Origin of the sequence: Mesorhizobium sp. M1295, from assembly GCF_040318135.1 — a bacterium.
GTDB lineage: Bacteria > Pseudomonadota > Alphaproteobacteria > Rhizobiales > Rhizobiaceae > Mesorhizobium.
The window spans coordinates 59,175-78,925 of record NZ_JAMYLU010000009.1 but is presented as its reverse complement, the minus strand read 5'-3'; the positions used below and the strand labels follow the sequence as shown (position 1 = coordinate 78,925).

General features: G+C 64.3%; 21 protein-coding genes. 7 read left to right on the top strand and 14 right to left on the bottom strand.

The window, feature by feature from the left end; all coding sequences use genetic code 11:
- Positions 1-15: 15 nt before the first annotated feature.
- The 7 genes from NKH29_RS14720 to NKH29_RS14690 all read right to left on the bottom strand — a co-directional run bounded on the left by NKH29_RS14720 (position 16) and on the right by NKH29_RS14690 (position 4,246).
- The gene (locus NKH29_RS14720; RefSeq protein ID WP_023722924.1) at positions 16-348 is read right to left on the bottom strand and encodes an ArsR/SmtB family transcription factor; all 333 of its coding nucleotides are present in this window, start codon (positions 346-348) and stop codon (positions 16-18) included.
- Between the two features lie 99 nt (positions 349-447).
- Positions 448-1,176, bottom strand: coding sequence for an arsenical resistance protein ArsH (gene arsH, locus NKH29_RS14715; RefSeq protein WP_502896916.1), 729 nt, complete (start codon positions 1,174-1,176; stop codon positions 448-450).
- Positions 1,177-1,269: 93 nt separating this feature from the next.
- Positions 1,270-1,692, bottom strand: a complete 423-nt coding sequence (gene arsC / locus NKH29_RS14710; protein ID WP_352999988.1) for an arsenate reductase (glutaredoxin) — start codon at positions 1,690-1,692, stop codon at positions 1,270-1,272.
- A complete protein-coding gene (locus NKH29_RS14705; RefSeq protein WP_352494407.1) occupies positions 1,689-2,375 on the bottom strand; it encodes an aquaporin in 687 nt (228 codons plus the stop codon). Before NKH29_RS14705 ends, arsC begins: the two co-directional genes overlap by 4 nt.
- A 1-nt stretch (position 2,376) precedes the next feature.
- On the bottom strand, positions 2,377-2,883 hold the full coding sequence (locus NKH29_RS14700) for an arsenate reductase ArsC (RefSeq protein ID WP_352494408.1): 507 nt from the start codon (positions 2,881-2,883) through the stop codon (positions 2,377-2,379).
- Between the two features lie 14 nt (positions 2,884-2,897).
- On the bottom strand, positions 2,898-3,230 hold the full coding sequence (locus NKH29_RS14695) for an ArsR/SmtB family transcription factor (RefSeq protein WP_023722919.1): 333 nt from the start codon (positions 3,228-3,230) through the stop codon (positions 2,898-2,900).
- Positions 3,231-3,577: 347 nt separating this feature from the next.
- On the bottom strand, positions 3,578-4,246 hold the full coding sequence (locus NKH29_RS14690; protein ID WP_352999986.1) for an NAD(P)H-dependent oxidoreductase: 669 nt from the start codon (positions 4,244-4,246) through the stop codon (positions 3,578-3,580).
- A 293-nt stretch (positions 4,247-4,539) separates the two neighbouring features.
- Here NKH29_RS14690 and NKH29_RS14685 point away from each other — a divergent pair, with 293 nt between their 5' ends.
- Positions 4,540-5,283, top strand: coding sequence for an SDR family oxidoreductase (locus NKH29_RS14685; RefSeq protein WP_023722917.1), 744 nt, complete (start codon positions 4,540-4,542; stop codon positions 5,281-5,283).
- A 41-nt stretch (positions 5,284-5,324) separates the two neighbouring features.
- Here the strand turns inward: NKH29_RS14685 and NKH29_RS14680 are convergent, their stop codons facing one another.
- Positions 5,325-5,915, bottom strand: coding sequence for a DUF922 domain-containing Zn-dependent protease (locus NKH29_RS14680; RefSeq protein ID WP_023722916.1), 591 nt, complete (start codon positions 5,913-5,915; stop codon positions 5,325-5,327).
- Positions 5,916-6,030: 115 nt separating this feature from the next.
- Between NKH29_RS14680 and NKH29_RS14675 the strand changes: the two genes are divergently transcribed.
- The 3 genes from NKH29_RS14675 to NKH29_RS14665 all read left to right on the top strand — a co-directional run bounded on the left by NKH29_RS14675 (position 6,031) and on the right by NKH29_RS14665 (position 9,043).
- On the top strand, positions 6,031-6,795 hold the full coding sequence (locus NKH29_RS14675) for a pseudouridine synthase (RefSeq protein ID WP_352640973.1): 765 nt from the start codon (positions 6,031-6,033) through the stop codon (positions 6,793-6,795).
- Positions 6,796-6,896: 101 nt separating this feature from the next.
- Positions 6,897-8,288, top strand: a complete 1,392-nt coding sequence (locus NKH29_RS14670; RefSeq protein ID WP_352788185.1) for an NfeD family protein — start codon at positions 6,897-6,899, stop codon at positions 8,286-8,288.
- Positions 8,285-9,043: a slipin family protein gene (locus NKH29_RS14665; RefSeq protein WP_023722913.1), complete on the top strand. Its 759-nt coding sequence runs from the start codon at positions 8,285-8,287 to the stop codon at positions 9,041-9,043. Before NKH29_RS14670 ends, NKH29_RS14665 begins: the two co-directional genes overlap by 4 nt.
- A 41-nt stretch (positions 9,044-9,084) precedes the next feature.
- On the opposite strand, the gene NKH29_RS14660 is transcribed toward NKH29_RS14665, so the two are convergent.
- Complete coding sequence (locus tag NKH29_RS14660) at positions 9,085-10,014, bottom strand: LysR family transcriptional regulator (protein ID WP_352549412.1); 930 nt, start codon at positions 10,012-10,014, stop codon at positions 9,085-9,087.
- A 106-nt stretch (positions 10,015-10,120) separates the two neighbouring features.
- On the opposite strand from NKH29_RS14660, the gene NKH29_RS14655 reads away from it, so the two are divergent.
- On the top strand, positions 10,121-11,131 hold the full coding sequence (locus NKH29_RS14655; protein ID WP_023722348.1) for a zinc-dependent alcohol dehydrogenase family protein: 1,011 nt from the start codon (positions 10,121-10,123) through the stop codon (positions 11,129-11,131).
- Positions 11,132-11,360: 229 nt separating this feature from the next.
- Here NKH29_RS14655 and NKH29_RS14650 read toward each other — a convergent pair whose 3' ends face one another.
- The 3 genes from NKH29_RS14650 to NKH29_RS14640 are packed head-to-tail and all read right to left on the bottom strand — an operon-like array spanning position 11,361 to position 15,144.
- Positions 11,361-13,682 carry a xanthine dehydrogenase family protein molybdopterin-binding subunit gene (locus NKH29_RS14650; RefSeq protein ID WP_023722349.1) on the bottom strand — a complete coding sequence of 774 codons (2,322 nt, stop codon included), beginning with the start codon at positions 13,680-13,682 and terminating at the stop codon, positions 11,361-11,363.
- Positions 13,679-14,662, bottom strand: coding sequence for an FAD binding domain-containing protein (locus tag NKH29_RS14645; protein ID WP_031195083.1), 984 nt, complete (start codon positions 14,660-14,662; stop codon positions 13,679-13,681). Before NKH29_RS14645 ends, NKH29_RS14650 begins: the two co-directional genes overlap by 4 nt.
- Positions 14,659-15,144 (bottom strand): (2Fe-2S)-binding protein, encoded by a 486-nt coding sequence (locus tag NKH29_RS14640; RefSeq protein ID WP_023722351.1) that lies wholly within the window; start codon positions 15,142-15,144, stop codon positions 14,659-14,661. Before NKH29_RS14640 ends, NKH29_RS14645 begins: the two co-directional genes overlap by 4 nt.
- Positions 15,145-15,816: 672 nt before the next feature.
- On the opposite strand from NKH29_RS14640, the gene NKH29_RS14635 reads away from it, so the two are divergent.
- Complete coding sequence (locus NKH29_RS14635; protein ID WP_023722352.1) at positions 15,817-16,449, top strand: TetR/AcrR family transcriptional regulator; 633 nt, start codon at positions 15,817-15,819, stop codon at positions 16,447-16,449.
- A gap of 18 nt (positions 16,450-16,467) precedes the next feature.
- Here NKH29_RS14635 and NKH29_RS14630 read toward each other — a convergent pair whose 3' ends face one another.
- Positions 16,468-16,908, bottom strand: a complete 441-nt coding sequence (locus NKH29_RS14630; protein ID WP_023677323.1) for a lipid-binding SYLF domain-containing protein — start codon at positions 16,906-16,908, stop codon at positions 16,468-16,470.
- 285 nt (positions 16,909-17,193) lie between these two features.
- Here NKH29_RS14630 and NKH29_RS14625 point away from each other — a divergent pair, with 285 nt between their 5' ends.
- Entirely contained in the window at positions 17,194-18,129 is a 936-nt protein-coding gene (locus tag NKH29_RS14625; protein WP_023722353.1) for a hypothetical protein, read from the top strand.
- Between the two features lie 30 nt (positions 18,130-18,159).
- Here the strand turns inward: NKH29_RS14625 and NKH29_RS14620 are convergent, their stop codons facing one another.
- The gene (locus NKH29_RS14620; protein WP_502911258.1) at positions 18,160-19,683 is read right to left on the bottom strand and encodes a serine hydrolase; all 1,524 of its coding nucleotides are present in this window, start codon (positions 19,681-19,683) and stop codon (positions 18,160-18,162) included.
- Positions 19,684-19,751 lie beyond the last annotated feature (68 nt).

Below are 19,751 nucleotides of genomic sequence, written 5' to 3'. Positions count from 1 at the left end.
TACAATGCCAAAAAATTACGCCGCCGTCTTGGCCGTCGCTTCCACCGAAGCCGGCGCACAGGTGGCGTCGGCGCAGCATTCGTCCGCGAGGTATCCGATGAGCCCGTTCATGGCGGGATAGTTGGCCCGGCAGATCAGCGTCGTCGCCTGCCGCTCCTGTGTCACCAGGCCGGTGTCGACCAGCCGCTTGAGGTGATGCGACAGCGTCGAGGCCGCGATGCCGAGCCTGTCCTGGATGCGCCCGACCGGCAGCCCTTCATCGCCCGCCCGCACAAGCGTCCGATAGAGCTGCAACCGCGTCGGGCTGCCGAGGGCTTCCAGTTGCGAGGCTGCTTTTTCGAGTATCATGGAAACACCTTAGCTCCGAGAGCCCACGACGTCAACGCTTATTTCGAACATTCTCGAATAACCGGACAATCGCCGTCTCGTTTGCGCCAACCGCCCGCCTCAAATCGACCGCTGATTTACCCGTCTGGCAAGCTCTTCCGCGCTTTCGACGCGTTCGGAATATCGGTTGGTGAGATAGGCCGACCGGTCGCGCAGAAGAAGCGTGAATTTCATCAGCTCCTCCATCACGTCGACGATGCGGTTGTAGTAGGGCGAGGGCTTCATGCGCCCGGCCGCATCGAATTCGTTGAATGCCTTTGCCACCGACGATTGGTTGGGGATCGTAAACATGCGCATCCAGCGGCCCAGGATACGCAGTTGGTTGATGGCATTGAAGCTTTGTGAGCCGCCGGAAACCTGCATGACGGCAAGCGTCCGGCCCTGGGTGGGACGCACCGAGCCCAACGACAATGGCAGCCAGTCGATCTGCGATTTCATGATACCGGTCATTGAACCGTGACGTTCGGGCGAACACCAGACCTGACCTTCGGACCAGAGCGAGAGCTCACGCAGCTCTCTCACCTTGGGGTGATCGGCGGGCGCCGAATCCGGCAGCGGCAGACCGGCAGGGTTGAAGATACGGACTTCAGCGCCAAGCCAGGTCAAGATACGTGCCGCTTCCTCAGTGGCCATGCGGGAATAGGAACGCTCCCGCAAGGAGCCGTAGAGCATCAAGATCCGAGGCTTGTGGGCCGAGGCGGCCACATCGAACAGCGCAGATGCATCGATTGCCGGGAGTTGCTCCATATCTATGTTTGGCAGGGACCCTGCGTGATCGACTGGTTTCATGGCTTCAAAGCTTTCTTATTTCGAGTTTCATCGAAATAGATAGGCGTGATACGTCGTGGCGTCAAAGCAAATTTCGAGAAATGTCGAAATACTCTAGGCGACGCGCTTGCCGCTGGCGTCGACGACGACCTCGCCGTCCTCCTTGGTGAAGGGGCCGATATCCGGATTGAGCAGGATATCGAGCACCGCTTCGGAGGGTCGGGCGAGCATGGTGCCGAGCGGCGTCACCACGATCGGCCGGTTGATCAGGATCGGATGCGCCAGCATAAAATCGAGGATCTCGTCGTCGCTCCACTTCGGGTCGCCCAGGCCAAGCTCGGCATAAGGCGTGCCCTTTTCGCGCAGCAATTGGCGCGGCGTCATGCCCATCGCTGCGATCAGTTCGACGAGCTTTTCGCGCGACGGCGGGGTTTTCAGATACTCGATCACCTCCGGCTCCTCGCCGGACTGCCTGATCATGGCCAGCGTGTTGCGCGAGGTGCCGCAATCGGGGTTGTGGTAGATGGTGACGGTCATTGCGCAGCTTTCATCTGTCCGACTGGTTTCGGTTGGGCGAGCAGCCACCCTGCCAATGCCATGGCGAGCAACGCGCCCAAAAGCTCGGCGGCGATGAAGCCCGGCAGATCGGTGGGACGGATCCCGGCAAAAGTGTTGGAGAACGCGCGGGCGATGGCGACGGCCGGGTTGGCAAAGGATGTCGACGCGGTGAACCAATAGGCGGCGGTGATATAGAGCCCAACCAGCCAAGGGATAGAATCCGGGCGCGAACGCAGGCCGGCAAGAATGGTGAAGACCAGCCCGAAGGCGGCGACCAGCTCCGCAATCCATTGGCCGCCTCCGGTCCGCACCGTCGCCGACACTTCCAGGATCGGCAATTCGAACATTGCATGCGCCAGGAACGTTCCAGCGATGCCGCCGGCAATCTGGGCGGCGACGTAGGCCAGCGCTGCGTTCGTTTCGATTTCACGCCGAAGCGCGAACACCAGCGTCACCGCCGGGTTGAAGTGCGCTCCGGAGATCGGCCCGAATATGGTGATGAGCACGACCAGGATCGCCCCGGTCGGCAAGGTGTTGCCGAGCAGCGAGACGGCGACATCGTTGCTCAGCCTGTCAGCCATGATGCCGGAACCGACCACAGTGGCGACCAGCAGAGCCGTGCCGAGGGCCTCGGCAACAAGGCGCCGGGAAAGCTGAACCACCTCAGCCGGCCTTCGGCAGATTGCGGCCGATCTCGTCGAGGCGCTTCTGCAGCGCAAGTCTGTCGACCGCATTGATCGGCAGGCTGACAAAGATCGAAATTCGGTTGTTGAGCATGCGGTAGGCTTCGGCGAAGGCGAGATGCTTTTCCGCCTCGGTGCCTTCGACGGCTGCAGGATCAGGTACGCCCCAATGCGCCGTCATCGGTTGCCCGGGCCAGACCGGACAGGATTCGTTGGCGGCATTGTCGCAGACCGTGAAGACGAAATTCATCTCTGGGGCACCTGGCTCCGCAAACTCTTGCCAGTCTTTCGAACGGGCGAACGACGTGTCGTAGTTGAGGCTTTTCAAAAGCTGAAGGGCGTAAGGATGAACCTCTCCCTTCGGATGCGATCCAGCCGAATAGGCCTTGAACTTGCCTGCGCCGACGCGGTTCAGGATCGCCTCGGCGAGAATCGACCTTGCCGAATTGCCGGTGCAGAGAAAAAGAACATTGTATGGCTCGCTCATCGCGCACCTCCCTTCTAGCAGTTGCAGGTCACAGCCTGGATCACAGGCTGGCAAAGTTCCGGCGCGCCATTGCAGCAGTCCTCCATCAGGTAGGCCAGCAGATCGCGAAAGCCGGCCATATCGGCGAAATAGCGCACGCTGCGGCCCTCCCGTTCGGTCCGCACCAGGCCGGCATGCGACAGGATCTTGAGATGGGCCGACATCGTATTCGGGAACGCGGCGAGCCGCGAAGCGATCTCGCCCGCCGGCACGCCGTCGGCTCCAGCCCGCACCAAAAGGCGAAAAACGTCCAGCCGGGTTTCCTGGCCGAGCGCGGCAAGCGCCGAAAGGGCGAGTGTCTTGTCCATAATTCCAGGATTCCAGAAATGGCGAAGAGAGTCAACGCGCCTCTGCCAGCGACCCAAGGCAATCTCTCAGTTTTGAATTCGCCCTCTAAGCGTTTGCGTTGCCCCTCACCTGCCTGCCGGCATCCTCTCCCCGTATAGTGACGGGGAGAGGGGCCTCGTCATCGGTGATTTCGCCAAACATCGGCGGTGCAGAAACGACGCCAACGCTGCGGCCAGCCCCTTCTCCCCGTCACTATACGGGGAGAAGTGCCCGGCAGGGCGATGAGGGGCGGCGCCGACTTGTACAACTGATCGTATCCGACACATCGAAGCGATGCCAGCAGCCCTCGGCGGCTCGCTCGACCAAATCAGCCAGGCACCGTGGCGGCAATGGCATCAGCGCGGCCAAGACCGGCAACCGCTTTCCTGACCCGCTGCAGATGCGCCTGGCGTCCGGCGGCCGAGACGCTGTCCATCCGGTAGAGCGCCAGGAATTTGGTCCGGCACAGCGGATGGCAGACGGAGCGGAAGCCGCGCAGCAGGGTTCGCCGGCCGGGCTGTCCCATGATCCACGACATCAGCGGCGTGGCACCGCATGTGGTCATCGCCACCACCCGGCGTATGTGCCGCAATTTGGGCCGCGGACCGCGTCGTGCGGTCGGCATCTCGAAAGCGAAGCCCGGCACCAGCACACGCTCCAGCCAGCCTTTCAGCATCGCCGGCACGCCATACCACCAGGTCGGGTAAATGAAGACGACCGCCTCGGCCCAGATCAGCTCCTGCGCATGTTCGTGCACCGGTTGCAGGTTCGCCGCCTTGTCGTGGTAACCGCGCCATTCCTGCGTGCGCATGACTGGATCGAAGCCGGTCGCATGGAGATCGAGCAGGTGGACCTGATTGCCCCTTTCGGCAAGCGTCTCCAGCACCGTATCGCGCACGGCGCCGTTGAAGCTGTCGGTGCAGGGATGGCAATAGACGACGAGGACCTTCATCTTGCGCTCAGCCCGGTCGGTCGCCAGAGGATCGCGGTGCTGCATGCAAGCGCGTCGCATGCAAACAAGCCACCCGCAGACATAGTCGATCAGCTGTTTTCATGCGAAGCCCCGCAGCCCCATATCAAGACGCAACACCTCCAGTCGCGTCAAGCCCCGCTCGTTCGCTCAAGGAAAATTGCGCAGACATGGGCTTGCTGGAGGGCGCTGTCCCGCATGCCTTGAGGTACTCCGCGGGATGCGGCGCTGCGGAGTATCATGCCCAAGAACTCCCAGCATTGTTCCCAGAATGTCTGCGCCCTAGCTTCAGGGCGTGTTCAAAGCGTCAGGAGAAAACGATGCAGACAGGAAAACTGAGCGGCAAGATCGCCTTGGTGACGGGCGCCTCCTCCGGCATCGGCGAGGCCACCGCCTTGGCGCTGGCGGCCGAGGGCGCCACGCTGGCGATTGCCGCGCGGCGCACTGAGCGCCTGGACGATCTGGCGAGGCGGATCCGTGAGACCGGCAGCACCGCGCTGCCGATTGCCGTCGACGTCACCGACGAAGCGCAAGCCACGGCGATGGTCGAACGGGTCCTGCAGGAGTACGGCCGGCTCGACATTCTGCTTGCGGTTGCCGGCGTCGGCGTCGCCGCGCCGTTCCGCAATACGACGCCGGAAGAATACCGCCGGATGGTCGACGTCAACATTCTGGGCCTGCTTTATCCGATCCATGCGGCGCTGCCGTCGATGCAACGGCAAGGCGCCGGCCACATCGTCGTCGTTTCTTCCGGCACCGGCCGTTATATCCACCCTTCGGTGGTCTATTCCGGCACCAAGCACGCGGTAAGCGCGATGGCGGAATCGCTTCGCCGCGAGATCGGCAAGGACGGCATCCGCGTGACCTGCATCGAGCCTGGCGCCGTCAAGACCGAGTTCACCCAGAATATGCGCGCCGATGTGCGCCAGGCGGTCGAGCTAAGGCTTGGCGACATGGAGCAGCTGGAAAGCGAGGACATCGCCGCCGCCATCCAGTATGCGGTGACGCAGCCGCCACGGGTCAACGTCAACATCCTGACGCTCTATCCGACCGAGCAGGCATGAGCTTGGCCGACAGATATGGTGCCCTGCGCCGCCCCGCAGCATCATCCCCCGGTCATCAGCGTGAACACAAGCTGCCGCAGCTTGCCGCCCGGGCCGAATTCGACCCGGTCGAAATCGCGGCTCGCCTGCCGCTGTGCCTGCGAAATTCCGGCGAGCCGTCTCGTCACTTCCGTCCTGATCTTGCTGCAGCCGCGGTCGTCGGGGACGGTCAGGCCGATCGTGGCCGCCTCGATCTTGTGCACCATGTCGATGATGCTGGCGCCGTGCACCTTCTCGTGGGCGGCGAGGCCGGTTGCGAAAACCTCCCAGTTCTTCTGGATGGCGCCCGGCAGCCGCGCGGCCGGCTTCGGCAAGGTGTAGGTGATGATCAGCTTCGGCCGCGCCGACACCAGCACGCAGGCGTCGCCTTGCGGCTGGTAGTCCCTCACCCAGGTCAGCTTGAAATTGGTATGCGCGATGACGCGGCGCTCGCCGAGCAGCGGCCCGCGCCCGCCGATCGAGGCATAGAGCTCCGGCCCGGATTGCCCTGAGACGGCATAGGTCTCGACCTTCTCGACTGCCTGCCAGCCGGCATGCGCCGGCGATGCCGGCAGAGAGGCGAGCAGCAGGCAAAGGCGAATGGCTGTTTTCATGCAAGTCCTCGCAGCCGCTGCGCACGATGCAAAAGACATGCAGTTCCCTTCCGTGGACATAGCCTGCGGCCGGCTATAGTGGGATGCTCGTATACAAGAATCCACAGGCAACGCCATGTCGCCGCGACCGAACATTGCCCGGCAACGCCCTGCCCCCGGGACCCAGCCTCCCGGCGTCAGCCTGTGCCGCGCCCTGTCGAAGCTTGGCCTGTGCTCGCGTAAGCAGGCCGAGCTTCTGGTTGCCGAGGGGCGCGTGCGGGTTGCCGGCAAGATCGTGCGCAACGGCTCGATGCGCGTCGATCCCGGCCGCGACCGCATCGAGGTCGACGGCCACCGCGTCGCTGCCGAGCGCAAGGTCTATCTGATGCTCAACAAGCCGCGCGGGCTGGTCACCACCCGCGACGACCCGCAGGACCGCGGCACCGTCTATGATTGCCTGGCAGGGCTCGACCTGCCCTTCGTCTCGCCGGTCGGCCGCCTCGACAAGGCGAGCGAGGGCCTGCTCGTGATGACCAACGACACGCGCTTCGCGCAGCGCCTGCTCGACCCCGCCTCGCATGTCGCCAAGACCTATCACGTGCAGATCGGCGCCCTGCCCGACGAGGCCATGTTGGCGCGGCTGCGCGCCGGCGCGACAGTCGATGGCGACTTGCTGACGGCCCGGTCGATCGAGCTGCTGCGCGGCGGCACCAGCACCGCTTGGCTGGAGATCGTGCTCGACGAGGGCCGCAACCGCCATATCCGAAGGCTGCTCGGCGCCCACGATATCGAGGTGCTGCGCCTGGTGCGCGTTGCGATCGGCCCATTGCAGCTCGGCGACCTCGCCAAGGGCAAGACACGCCATCTGACCGCCGAAGAGCTGGCGCTGCTTCGGGCCTGAAGGACAGAGCGAAGCATCACCCCGCACCCAGGCCGGTTTGATGAGCGTTCTCATGGATTTCGGCAAAATCCAGCCCATATCCTAGATATGGAGCTTTGAGCGTGAAACTCGCGCGTGCGGTCCTGCTTGCCGCGGCTTTCGTGGCTGCTGCGGCCGTTTGTCCCTCTTCCGCAACCGGAGAGGCGAACGGCCGGGAGAAAATTGTGTTGCGCGTCGAGATCGACGGCGCCATCGGTCCGGCGAGTGCCAGGCAGCTCGAGGAAGCGCTGGCGGTGGCCGCGGACCGAAACGCCCAGGCTCTCATCCTGCAGATGGACACGCCCGGCGGGCTGGTTACCAGCATGCGCGAGATGATCGCCGCTATCCTCGCCTCGCCGGTTCCCGTCATCGGCTATGTCGCGCCCGCCGGCGGGCACGCGGCGAGCGCCGGAACCTACATCCTCTACGCTACCCATGTAGCGGCGATGGCGCCCGGCACCAATCTGGGCGCGGCAACGCCGATCGAGATGGGCGGGCCGCTGCCATCGTTTCCCGGCGACAAGAACGATGGCCCGGAGGCGGACAAGGACAAGAAGAACGCACCCGCGGGCGATGCGATGATCGCCAAGGCGACGAACGACGCCGTTGCCCTGATCCGCAGCCTGGCTGAATTGCGCGGGCGCAATGCCGAATGGGGTGAAAAGGCCGTGCGCGAGGCGGCCAGCCTGTCGGCCGGCGCGGCGCTGCAGGAGCATGTCATCGACTTCGTCGCCCGCGACACCACCGAGTTGCTTCAACTGGCCGACGGCCGGACCGTCGAGATCGCCGGCAAGAAAGAGGCATTGGCGACGAAAGGGCTGCCGGTTGAAACGCTCGAACCAGGCTGGCTCATCCGGCTTCTCGCCGTCATCACGGACCCAAACATCGCCGTCATCCTGATGCTGGTCGGCGTCTATGGCCTCGTCTTCGAATTCACGAGCCCGGGCGCGGTCGCGCCTGGCGTGATCGGCACGATTTGCCTTCTGCTCGGCCTCTATGCGCTCAATCTCCTGCCGATCAGCTATGCCGGCCTTGCCTTGATGCTGCTTGGCATCATCTTTCTCGTCGTCGAAGCCTTGAACCCGACAGTGGTCCTTGGGCTGGGAGGCGTGGCTGCGTTTCTGCTGGGCGCTGCCATGCTGCTCAAGATCGAGGGGCCCGGCTTCGAGATGTCGTGGGCCGTTATCGGCACCGCCGCCGTCCTGACGCTCGGCCTGGCGCTGTTGACCGGCAGCTATCTGTGGGCGGCCCGCAAGAACGTTCCGCGTGTTGGCGCACAGGCCATGCAGGGGCTGCCGGCGGAGATTCTCGACTGGCAGGGCAGCGAGGGCCACGTGCTCGCCCGGGGCGAGCGCTGGCGGGCAAAAGCCGACGAACCGCTTGCGGTGGGCGACAGCGTCGAGGTGGCTGATGTCAGGGGTCTTGTGCTGACGATACGGCGCCGCAATGTGGGAAGCGATGGAGCAAGGCAATGATCATCGGTTATGTGGCCTATCTGGCAGCAGCGCTCGTCGTGGTCATGTTCTTATCCGCGGCCATTCGCGTCCTGAGGGAATATCAACGCGGGGTGGTCTTCACGCTCGGCCGCTTCACCGGGGTCAAGGGCCCCGGCCTTATCATCCTCATCCCCTTCGTGCAGCAGATGGTGAAGGTCGACCTGCGAGTGGTGGTCCAGGACGTGCCGCCGCAGGACGTGATCTCGCGCGACAACGTCTCGGTGAAGGTCAACGCGGTGCTGTATTTTCGTATCGTCGACGCCGAGCGGGCGGTGATCCAGGTCGAAGACTTCATGACCGCCACCAACCAGCTGGCACAGACCACGCTGCGCTCGGTGCTCGGCAAGCATGAGCTCGATGAAATGCTGGCCGAACGTGACAAGCTCAACAGCGATATCCAGGAGATTCTCGACCAGCGCACCGATGCCTGGGGCATCAAGGTCTCCGATGTCGAGATCAAGCATGTCGACCTCAACGAGAACATGGTCCGCGCCATCGCCAAGCAGGCCGAGGCGGAACGGCTGCGGCGTGCGAAAGTGATCAATGCCGACGGCGAACAACAGGCGGCGGCAAAGCTCGTCGAGGCTGGCAAGATGCTGGCCGAAGCACCGCAAGCCATGCAGCTACGCTATTTCGAGGCTCTCCATGACATCGCCGGCGAGCGCTCGTCGACGGTCGTGTTTCCGGTGCCAATGGATCTGCTCGGTCATTTCATCAAGCAGGGCGGGAAGTGAGGGAGGAGCGCATAATCTCCCTCGTGGGGAGATCAGCACCCTCACCTCTGCCACGGCGGGACCGGCGCAAAGCGTTTGCCGATCCAGTCGGCGAAGGCACGTGTCTTGGCGGCTTGCCCCTTGGCCGAAGGCATGACGACATAGACGGCCCCTTCGTCGGCAAGGGTCCAGTCCTCCAGCACTGGCACCAGCCGGCCGTCGGCGAGCTCGCGTCCGACCAGCCAATCCGTGCTCATCATCAGCCCGACGCCTTGCACGGCGGCTTCGACCAGGACCTCGGCGTCGTCGGTGACCAGCGGGCCGGAGACCTCGATACTGACGCGGCGGCCCGTGGTGTCGGTCATCTCCCAGGCCGGAAAGGTCTGGAAGCCTGAGAAGCCGAGACAGCTGTGTTCCAGCAGCGCTTCCGGCGCAGCCGGCGTGCCCCGGCGGGCGAGGTAGGACGGCGCGGCGCACAGCAGCCGCCGCCGTGTCGCGACCTTGCGCGCCACCAGCCGCGAATCCTCCAGCGCGCCGAGACGAACGGCAACATCGAAATTCTCGGCGACGAGATCGACGAAGCGGTTGGAGAACTCGGCCTCGATACGGACGTCGGGAAATTCGGCGAGAAACTGTGGCAGCAGGGGGCCGATCCACATGCGCCCGAACGAGCCGGGCAGCGCCAGCCGCAGCACGCCGCGCGGCCCGCCGCCGGCATGCGCCGACGCGACAGCCTCGGCTTCGTCGACGGCGGCCAGGATAGCGCGGATGCGGACGAGGAACTCCGAACCCGCCTCGGTCAGCGACACGCTTCGCGTCGTCCGGTGCAGCAGGCGCACGCCCAACCGCTCTTCCAGGGAGGCAAGGCGCCGCGACAGGATCGTTGCGTCGCGGCCGATGCGAGCCGCCGCCTTGGTGAAGGAGCGTGCTTCGGCGATTGCCGCGAAGGCGGCCATTTCGGCCAATGCTGCCGGTTCGTGCGATTGCTGCATCTGGCGCAGAGCTCAAATGTAAAAGCCAAGGATTATATACCAATAGCGCAGCAGCTAGTTTCACTCAATCCCGGCCCGTCAATCGGCCCATCAACCGGAGTGAGACATGAAAGCGATCGAACTGACTGCCCCGAGACTGGACGCGTTTCGCGCGGCCACCGTTCCCACGCCTGAACCGCAGCGCGGCGAAGTGCTGATCCGCCTGCGCGCCGCAAGCCTCAACTTTGTCGACGTCGCGATCGCGAGCGGCAACTATCCAGGCCCGAGCTTTCCGCTCATTCCCGTCGTCGACGGCGCCGGCGAGATCGTCGGCATCGGCGAGGGCGTGTCGAGGCTCGCCGTCAACGACCGCATCATCGCCCATGCAAAACCGCGTTGGATCGGCGGCCGTCCGCGGCCTTATGAGACCAGAGAGATGCGCGGGCTGACACTGCCCGGCTCGCTCGCCGAATATGTCGTGCTGCCGGCCAATGCCGTCGTGCCGATGCCGGCTCACTTGTCCTTCGAAGCGGCAGCAACGCTGCCGATCGCTGGCACCACCGCCTGGAACGCGATCCGCGCCGCCGATGCCGGGCCCGGATCAGTCGTCGTCCTGCTCGGCACCGGCGGTGTGTCGATCTTGACCCTGCAGCTGGCAAAGGCAGCCGGCGCCACGGTCATCATCACCTCGTCGTCGGACGAAAAGCTGGCCCGCGCCAAGGCCTTGGGTGCGGATCATCTCATCAACTATCGTGAGACACCGGACTGGGACGCCAAGGTGCTCGAGCTGACCGACGGCCTCGGCGCCGATCTGATCGTCGAGACCGGCGGCTCGGCCACCTTCGCCCGCTCAATCAATGCCGCGGCGCCCGGCGGCACGGTGTTCGCGATCGGCTTCGTCACCGGCGCCGAGGCCACCACGAACCTGCTGCCGATCATCATCAAGGCGCTCAAGGTAGTGGGCAACAACACCGGTTCGGTATCCGACCTGCGCGACGCTGCGCGCGCTATCGGCGCCGCCCGTATCGATCCGGTCATCGACACAATCTACAGCCAGCACCAGGCGACCGAGGCCTACGCCCACATGGCGGCCGGCGGCCGGCATTTCGGCAAGCTTGCGTTCAGTCTGTCGTGGTGAGCCTGAAAAGGCAGGGCGTTCAAGCTGCCGATCTCCCCCCTCGTGGGGGAGATGTCCGGCAGGACAGAGAGGGGCGCTGTCCCTCCAGCCTATCAAGCAGTTCGCGCACCCACGTAAGGTTCTCAGCTCATCAAAGTTGAACTGAACGCTGGCGATCCTTCACGCTCCCCTCTGCCCTGCCGGGCATCTCCCCCACGAGGGGGGAGATTGGCAGTTCCACCGCGTCCGCCTAAATCAGCTTCTCCAGCGTGATCGGCAGATCCCGCACCCGTTTCCCGGTGGCGTGGAATACCGCGTTGGCGATCGCCGGCGCCACGCCGACGATGCCTAGCTCGCCGACCCCCTTGCCGCCAAGCACCGAGGAATGCGGGTCGGGAATACCGACTGAGATTACCTCGATGTCGGGAATGTCGGCATTGGTGGCGATGAGATAGTCGGCGAGGTTGTTGTTGACGATGCGGCCGTGGCGGCGGTCGACGATGCCTTCCTCGAGCAGCGCCTGGCCGATGCCCATGATGATGCCGCCCTTCCACTGGCTTTCGGCGAGCTTGGGGTTATAGAGCCGGCCCGAATCCAGCGCCGATACCACGCGCGACACACGAACCGTGCCAAAGTCCTCGTCGACGCGCACTTCGATGAAATGCGCGCACCAGCTGTGGCGGGAATAGTCGCCCTCGGTGTGCGGCAGCGCCATGGCTATGGTGGTGTAGTTCTTGTAGCGGTCCTCGACCGTCGAATTGGCCGGCATCGTGTCGCCCTTGGCCTCGATATGCTGGCGCCCGACGCTGCTGAGCAGTTCGGCGATGGAAACTTCAGGGCCGTTGCCGCGCGGCGACGAAATGCGGCCATTGGCGACGACGAGCGTGTTGGCCTGCAGCGTATGGAACGGCGAAGCCGGGTCACTGATGGCGAGCCCGACCAACTGGTCGAGCGCGGCACTCGCCGCCTTGTGGACGGCGCCGGTCATCACCCCGGCCAGCCGCGAACCGCCGGTGACGCCGGCACGGGCATAGCGGGAATCGCCGAGCTTGACGATGACGTTTTCCGCCGGCACGCCCAGCACCTCGGCGGCGGTCTGCGCCAAGATCGTGTAGGTGCCCTGCCCCATGTCGATCGACGAGCTTTCGACCTCAACCGAGCCGTCGGCGAGAATGCGCACGACCGCCTCGCCATAGGCGCGCCGCACCGGGTAGGTGCCGGCGGCGACGCCCCAGCCGATCAACTGGTTGCCGTCGCGCATCGAACGCGGCTGGGGCGTCCGCTTCGACCAGCCAAAGGCTTCAGCGCCGGCCGCGAACGCCTCGCGCAGCTGCCGTGTCGACCACGGCTTCTTCGCATGCGGATCCTGCTCGGCATAGTTCCTGAGACGGATTTCCAGCGGGTCGATACCGACCTCATAGGCGAGCTCGTCGATCGCGCTTTCGATGCCGAAGGCGCTCGGGTTCTCGCCCGGCGCGCGCAATGCCCCCGGCACCACCGTGTTGACCCGCACGACGTTCTGCCGCGACGAGAAATTCGGCGTCGCGTACATGACCGAGGTGACCGAGCCGAGCGGCTCGACCCACATGCCGTCGACCGAGGTCTCGTTGACGCCGCGATGCACGATCGACTGGATCTGACCCTCTGCGTTGGCGCCGAGCGCCACGGTCTGGCGCGTCGCCGCCCGTCCGCCATAGGCGGTGAAGGTCTGCGGCCTGCTGACCGCCAGCTTCACCGGCCGTCCCAGCATTTTCGCGGCGACTGCCGCCACCGCGCCGTAGCCATAGGCGAACGCCTTGGAGCCGAAGCCGCCGCCAATATAGGGCGAGACCAGTCGCACATTCTCGAACGGCACGCCGAACCATTCGGCATAGGTCCGCGCCATGCCGTCGAGCCACTGGCTCGGCTCCCAGACCGTGAGTTGGTCGTCCTGCCACTTTGCGATCAGGCCATGCGGCTCCATCGGCGCCTGGTATTCGCGCGGCGTGTTGTAGGCGTTGCAGATCCTGACCGGAGCCGAGGCGAACGCGGTCTCCGCCTCACCCCACTCCTTGGTCATCGCATCGACCGCAATGCCGTCGCCGGCTTTCGGATCGCTGAGGTCGACGATCGCCGGCGCCTCGTCATAGGCGATCTTGACCAGCGCCGCGGCTGCGACCGCCTGTTCGAAGCTCTCGGCCACCACCGCCGCGATATGCTGGCCGCTGAAGGTGATGCTGCGCGCCAGCGGGCAATAGGCAACAGCCGGCGGCGGCGTGCCCAGCCAGTCCGTGGCGGTTCTCAGCGGCAGGAAATTGTCGGGCGTCAGCACCAGCAGCACGCCCGGCGCGGCTTCGGCCGCTGCCGTGTCGATCGACTGCACCCGGCCGGCGGCAATGGTACTCTCGACCAGCACCGCATAGGTGAGCCCCTCGAGCTGCTGCTCGACGGCGTATTTGGCGGCACCGGTGATCTTGGCCGGTCCGTCGACGCGCGACAGCCGGCCGCCGACCTGATCCGCGAGGACGGCGCCGTCCGAAGCGTCGCCGCGTTTGGCATCGCCAGGTCTTGTTCTCAACTCGTGAACGGTCATGCCGTTTCTCCCATTTTGAGGATGGCGCGGGCGACGACGCGCGGCGCCAGTTCGATCTTGTAGTGGTTGGCGCCATGGTCGACGGCGCCCTCGACGGCGAGCAGGCTGGCTTGCCTGACGACCTCCGGCTCGAGCACCTTGCCTTTCAGCGCCTCTTCGACGGCGCGGGCGCGCCATGGCTTGGTGGCAACGCCGCCAAGCGCGACGCGCAGATCGCGGATCGTCCTTCCGTCGGCCTCGAACTCGATACCGACCGCGGCACTTGCCGCGGCGAATTCATAGGACTGGCGGTCGCGGACCTTGAGATAGGTCGAGCGGCGGGCGGCGGCCGAAGCGGGAATGCCGATCGCGGTGATCATCTCGCCGGGTTCGATCGCATGTTCCCGTTCGGGCGTGCTGCCCGGCGGCAGGAAAAAATCATCGACGGCGACCTGACGGTCGCCGAGATGGAGGATCGCGTCGAAGGCGACGAGCGCAACCGCCAGGTCGCCGGGATAGGTGGCGATGCAGGCTTCGCTGGTGCCGAGCACGGCATGACCACGGGTGACGCCGCCGATCGCCGAGCAGCCGCTGCCGGGCGAGCGCTTGTTGCAAGCGGGGAAATTCGCCGGATCGCGGAAATAGGGGCAGCGCGTACGCTGCATCAAATTGCCGCCGATCGTCGCCATGTTGCGCAACTGCGCCGATGCGGCCTGCCACAATGCTTCCGAGACGGCTGGGAACCGACTCTTGATATCGGCATGGTCGGCGACGCGGCTCATCCTGGCCAGCGCGCCGATCGTGGCGCCCCGGTCATCAACGGCAATCGTGTCCAGTCCCTTGAGATGGGTGATGTCGACCACGGTCTCGGGTTCGGCAACGCCGCATTTCGCGAGATCGACAAGCGTCGTGCCGCCGGCCAAAAGCATGGCGCCGGGAAGTGCTGCTGCCTCACGGGCTGCATCGACGGAGCCGGCGCGGAGATACGAAAAGTCCCTCATGACGCGGCCTCCACGGCCGCCTGGCGCACGGCGGCGATGATATGCGGATAGGCGCCGCAGCGGCAGAGATTGCCGGCCATGTATTCGCGGATCTCCTCGTCGGAACCGGCATGGCCCTCGCGAATGCAGGCGACCGCCGACATGATCTGGCCCGGCGTGCAATAGCCGCACTGGAAGGCATCCTGTTCGAGGAAGGCGGCCTGCACCGCATGCAGCGTGCCATCCTCCCCGGCAAGCCCTTCGATGGTGGTGATGTCCCTGCTCTCAGCCTGAGTGGCAAGCGTCAGGCAGGCCAGCACGCGCTGGCCGTCGATATGCACCGTGCAGGCGCCGCACTGGCCCTGGTCGCAGCCCTTCTTGGTGCCGGTCAGGCCGAGATGGTCGCGCAAGGCGTCGAGCAGGGTAACGCGCGGTTCGACCTCCAGCTCATGTCGATGTCCGTTGATTTGAAGTTGGATTGGAGTTCGGGTTTTGCTTGTCATGGGGCGTCTGGCTCCAGTTGCTTGACGCGGGAGGGGATGATCTGGTGCCCGGCCGGCGAGCGGCAAGGTCAGCTTATGGCTAGGTGAAGGCTATCTTCCCCTTGGGGGAAATGCCCGGCAGGGCAGAGGGGGTCTGCCTGACTTGGCGCGACCTCGGGCAGGCTGCGGCTTGCGAGGTCGAAAGACGTGACATACCCGATCCCGTGATTACATGAGAAAGGCGCTCCACAATCGGAGGCGCCTCCGCTTATTACCTAAGGACCTGCTCGGCCCTGTTCAAGCCCAGGATCGAAAATGATCAAAATTGGAGAAAATTGGCAGGGCAGCCAGCCGTCATGCCTGGAGACAAAAAAGCACCACCGGCCCAAGCCGGTGGTGCTCTCTGAACTGTCTGTAGGGGCAGGACAGTCCAATGATCCTGAGGGGATCGTGCTCAATGTCGGCTCATTTTTGCCTCAGGGCATCGGCCGAACAGATGAGGAGTGCCGGCCGCGCCAGGAAATATCCTCCGTCGTCATCCACCGGGACAGGCAAGATGCGGAACGCCGGCCCAGACTCGATCCTGTGATTGTATTTACTTGCGATTATATTTGTCGGAGGCGTAACGAAGTTGGAGGCGTCTCCGTTGTTGAAACGGGGCCTGCCCTATTCGGATCAACACTGGAGAAAAAATTGGCCGCAGAGCCGCCCGTCATATCTGGAGACAAGGCCGAAGCCGCCGCTGCAAAACCGCTGCGCGCCGACGCGCAGCGCAACCGCGACGCACTGGTCGAGGTCGCGGCGAAAGCCTTTGCCGCGCATGGCGTCGATGCCTCGCTGGAGGAGATTGCGCGTCAGGCCGGCGTCGGCATCGGCACGCTCTACCGGCATTTCCCAACGCGCGAGCATCTGGTCGAGGTGGTTTATCGGCGCGAAGTGGAAGGACTGTGCCAGGCGGCCGACGAACTCGCCCACGATCATGTGCCCGACGTCGCGCTCGAACAATGGATGCAGCGCTTCGTCGACTACATCGCCACCAAGCGCGGGCTGTCGACAAGCCTGCGCATCCTGCTCACAACCAACTCCACCCTGTTCTCCGACGTTTCGGGCAGGGTGACGCTGGCTTTGCGGCGGCTGATCGATGCCGCGGTCGCCAACGGCTCGATCCGCAGCGACGTCGATGCCTCCGACGTGCTGCATGCGCTGGGCGGCATCTATTCGGCCCCGGACACCAAGGACTGGCGCGACCGCTCGCGCCGATTGGTGTCGCTGCTGATGGATGGGCTGCGGTTTGGAGCGGCCAAATCCGGCCCATCCAGGGAATGACGAATGCAATGACTGCCCTTATTTCAGCGAGATGCTCATACCGCTGAGATCGGCGTTGACTTGCAGACCTACCTGCCTGCCTGTGAGTTCGAGTTGGGCACCCTTGTCATTGGTCATGACGATCACCTGGGCTCCTTTGCCAAGCGCGCCGCCACCGCCCGCTGCACCGTACACCCCCGTCACATCCCGGGCGCGGCGTATGTGGCGCACGGTACCTTTGAAATAGGTCTTGGAGGCGCCGAAGGCGAGGCCGCCCGAGATGCCGCCGACCGAGATGGGATATCGGCGACCATGGAAGGTCAGTGTGCCCTCGCCTCCGGAGCCGCCGATGAAAAAGGCCGCCTTGTAGATGGCGAAGCGGATCGTACCGCTGTCGGCATGCGCGACGCTGGCAAAGCTAACTGCCGCGGCGGCGATGACGGCAACCGCGACTGAACGAAATCTGGACGAAATCTTCATGATGAGAACTCCTCAAGATCGCCGCATGCCCAGCCGACCGGGCACATCGGCGTCGTATCAAAGTCATAGCTGAACAGTCTCGCCCGTCATTGGTTCCAAGCACGCGGCCTGAATTCGGCTGCGAGAAGACAGCTACGAAACGAGGCGGACGGCGAGCATAGACCTGGCTGTAAGAACAGCGGCCGAATGGTGGGAATCCTTCGCCGGCGCTCCTATGAAAACGTAGGTGTTGAAGCCGAACGGTATTAGTCTGCGCTGTCTGGGGTTTCGGGAGCGCGGCAAAGAATGGATTTGAACTCTGGCTACGGCTACCTGCTGATCGGCGGCCTGATCCTGGTCGGTGCCGGGCTCCTGGTCGTTTCGCTGATCGTCAATCTCCGTGTGGCGCACAGTGTGCGTGACGACGTACGCCATCGTGAAAAGCTGCTGGAATATTATCGCAACATCTTTTCGCAGCTGGGCGTGATCCTGATCGGCATTGGCGTGTCCCTGTTCATCTTCTTTTTCCAGCAGAACTATCAGGACCAGCGTAAACGCGAAACGGAGCTCCAGCAGGTTCTCGCCAAACTGGCGGCGCGTATTGCCCGCGGCGGCGCCGTCGTGGAGGCCCTTGGCGAATTCGATGCGCTGCTGGATGATGGCGGCGCCTATGTCAGTCCGGAACTCGGCGGCAACAATGCCGCGGTCAGCGCCCACGGGACGGCGCTCGCCAAGCAGGTTTCGCAGATCCTTCTGGTCGAACGCGACGTCGATGTTCAGGGGTTCGATACCCTGAATTTATCACGCGATTTCGAAGCATCGTTCGTCGTCAACGAGCTCAACCCAACGCTATGGTTCAACATCGTCCGGGACGAGAGCGACATCAAATATGCCACCACTCAGATCGCCCTGGATTACAAGGACCTGCAGGATGCGATCGGCGGCGAGGCGATCGAGGTTGCGATCGCCAATCCCGAAAAGGAGCGGAAGATCAAGCAGGAGGTGCTCGACATTTTTTATGATGCCGACCTCCTGCGCCAGCGCAGCAGGCGGTTTCTCGGCCGCGCATGCTGGCTGTTCAGCAAGGGGCGCGGTTTCGTCAAGCTTGCACCGGCCAATGAGATCGAAGCCGATGCCAGGTCGCACCAAGAATGGATCGACCGGTCGAAACCCTTCCTGACGCAAGCGACGCCGGGCAGCGGCGATTGCTTCAAATTGCTCCAGTTCGGCCCGGCATCCTGAACCGGCAAAGGCTCGCCCGCCCCGCGACGGCTAATCACCCTCGCGCTGCAGCGTGCCGAGATGATTGTCGTTGAGAAACTCGATGGTCACGGCCGACGCCTTGCCGTCGGGGTCGATGACAAAGCTGACGGCCGAGGGCCTGTCCGGCATCTCGGCATCGGGGAAGGTCACGAAGAGGTCGCGGTCGAAATGCTTCAGTGGATAGGACCGCGCACCGGCGGGCCCGACCTTGAGGACAAGAGCCTCTCCTTCGCCCGACACAATAGCATCGCCGATGAAGTCGTTGAAGTAACGGCCGGCATAGGCACTGGCTGGCCCGGCCGGACTTGCCGGAGAGGGCGGCACGGCATAGGTGGCCTTGGCCGCCGCAATCACCGGCCCGAACATGCCTGCATAGATATCATTCCATGCCTTTACCTTATCTTTCCCCAGCGTTCCGCCGAAGACGAGATCGGCGAAGCTGTCGGACAGTCCCTCCGGCACGCCTGTCGGAAAGGCGTTGGCGATGACGACGATGCCAAGCTTCTCCTCGGGGAAGAGCATCACCAGACTGCGTGCGCCGGTGCTGAAGGCGCCCGCATGACCCCAGACCAGCCCGTGCCGGCCGAATTCGACATTCCAGCCGAGGCCGTAGAAGGCCTCGCCTCCGGAGACGGGGTTCTTGCCGCGAACCATCAAGGGAATATGTGTCTGGTCCAGCGCATCGGCGGCAATGAGTCTCTTGCCGGCGTAGGCCCCGTTGCCGAGCACAAGGCGCATCCATTGAGAGAGATCGCGTGCGGTGGAACTGACGCCGCCTGCTGGCGCCTGCGCATCCGGATAGCGCTGGACCTTCGCGGCCCAGGCGCCATCGATCTTGGCGTGGAGTTCGGCGCGGTTGGCGTGCTTGATGAAGTCCGAATGACGCGAACTGGTCGAGGCCATTCCAAGCGGACGATAGAGCTTCTCTTCGGCGACCTCTTCCCAGGGCTTGCCCGTCGGCTTCGCGGCGGCGACGGCACCCTCGGTCAGTCCGAAATTACTGTAGGAATAGCCGGCACGAAAGCTCGACGACGGCGACACGAACCGCAGGCGGCGCAGGATCTCCCCGCGGTCATAGCCAATGTCCTCGAGGTCGTCGCCCGCCGTGCCGGGAAGCCCGCTGCGGTGCGCAAACAGGTCGCGGACCGTGAGTTCGCTGGTCGGATAGGGCTCGGCGAGCCGGAAAGCCGGATCGAGGTCGGCGATCTTCGAATCCCAGGAAGCGACCCCGTTGCTGACCAGCGCCGCCACGACGGTGGCGGAGACCGGCTTGGAGAGGGAGGCGATCTGGAAGACCGTGTCCGCATCGACGGTCTCCGGTTTTCCGGCTTCGCGATGCCCGAACCCCTTGAGGAAGATCACCTCGTCGCCATGCACGACGCCGATGGCCAGACCGGGCACGCTACCATCCGCGACGACGCCTTCGGCAAGTAGTTCGAGCTTCGCAAGGGCCGCGGCGATCCTGTCGGGTGGGATGGTATCGGCCGACGCCGCTTTCGGCAAAAGCACCATGATAGCGATGAAGGCCAACATCCTCCAACGGAGGTGGTTCCGCTTTATGAATAGCCGCATGCTCAGCCCCCTCCGCTTCACCGGCGTGC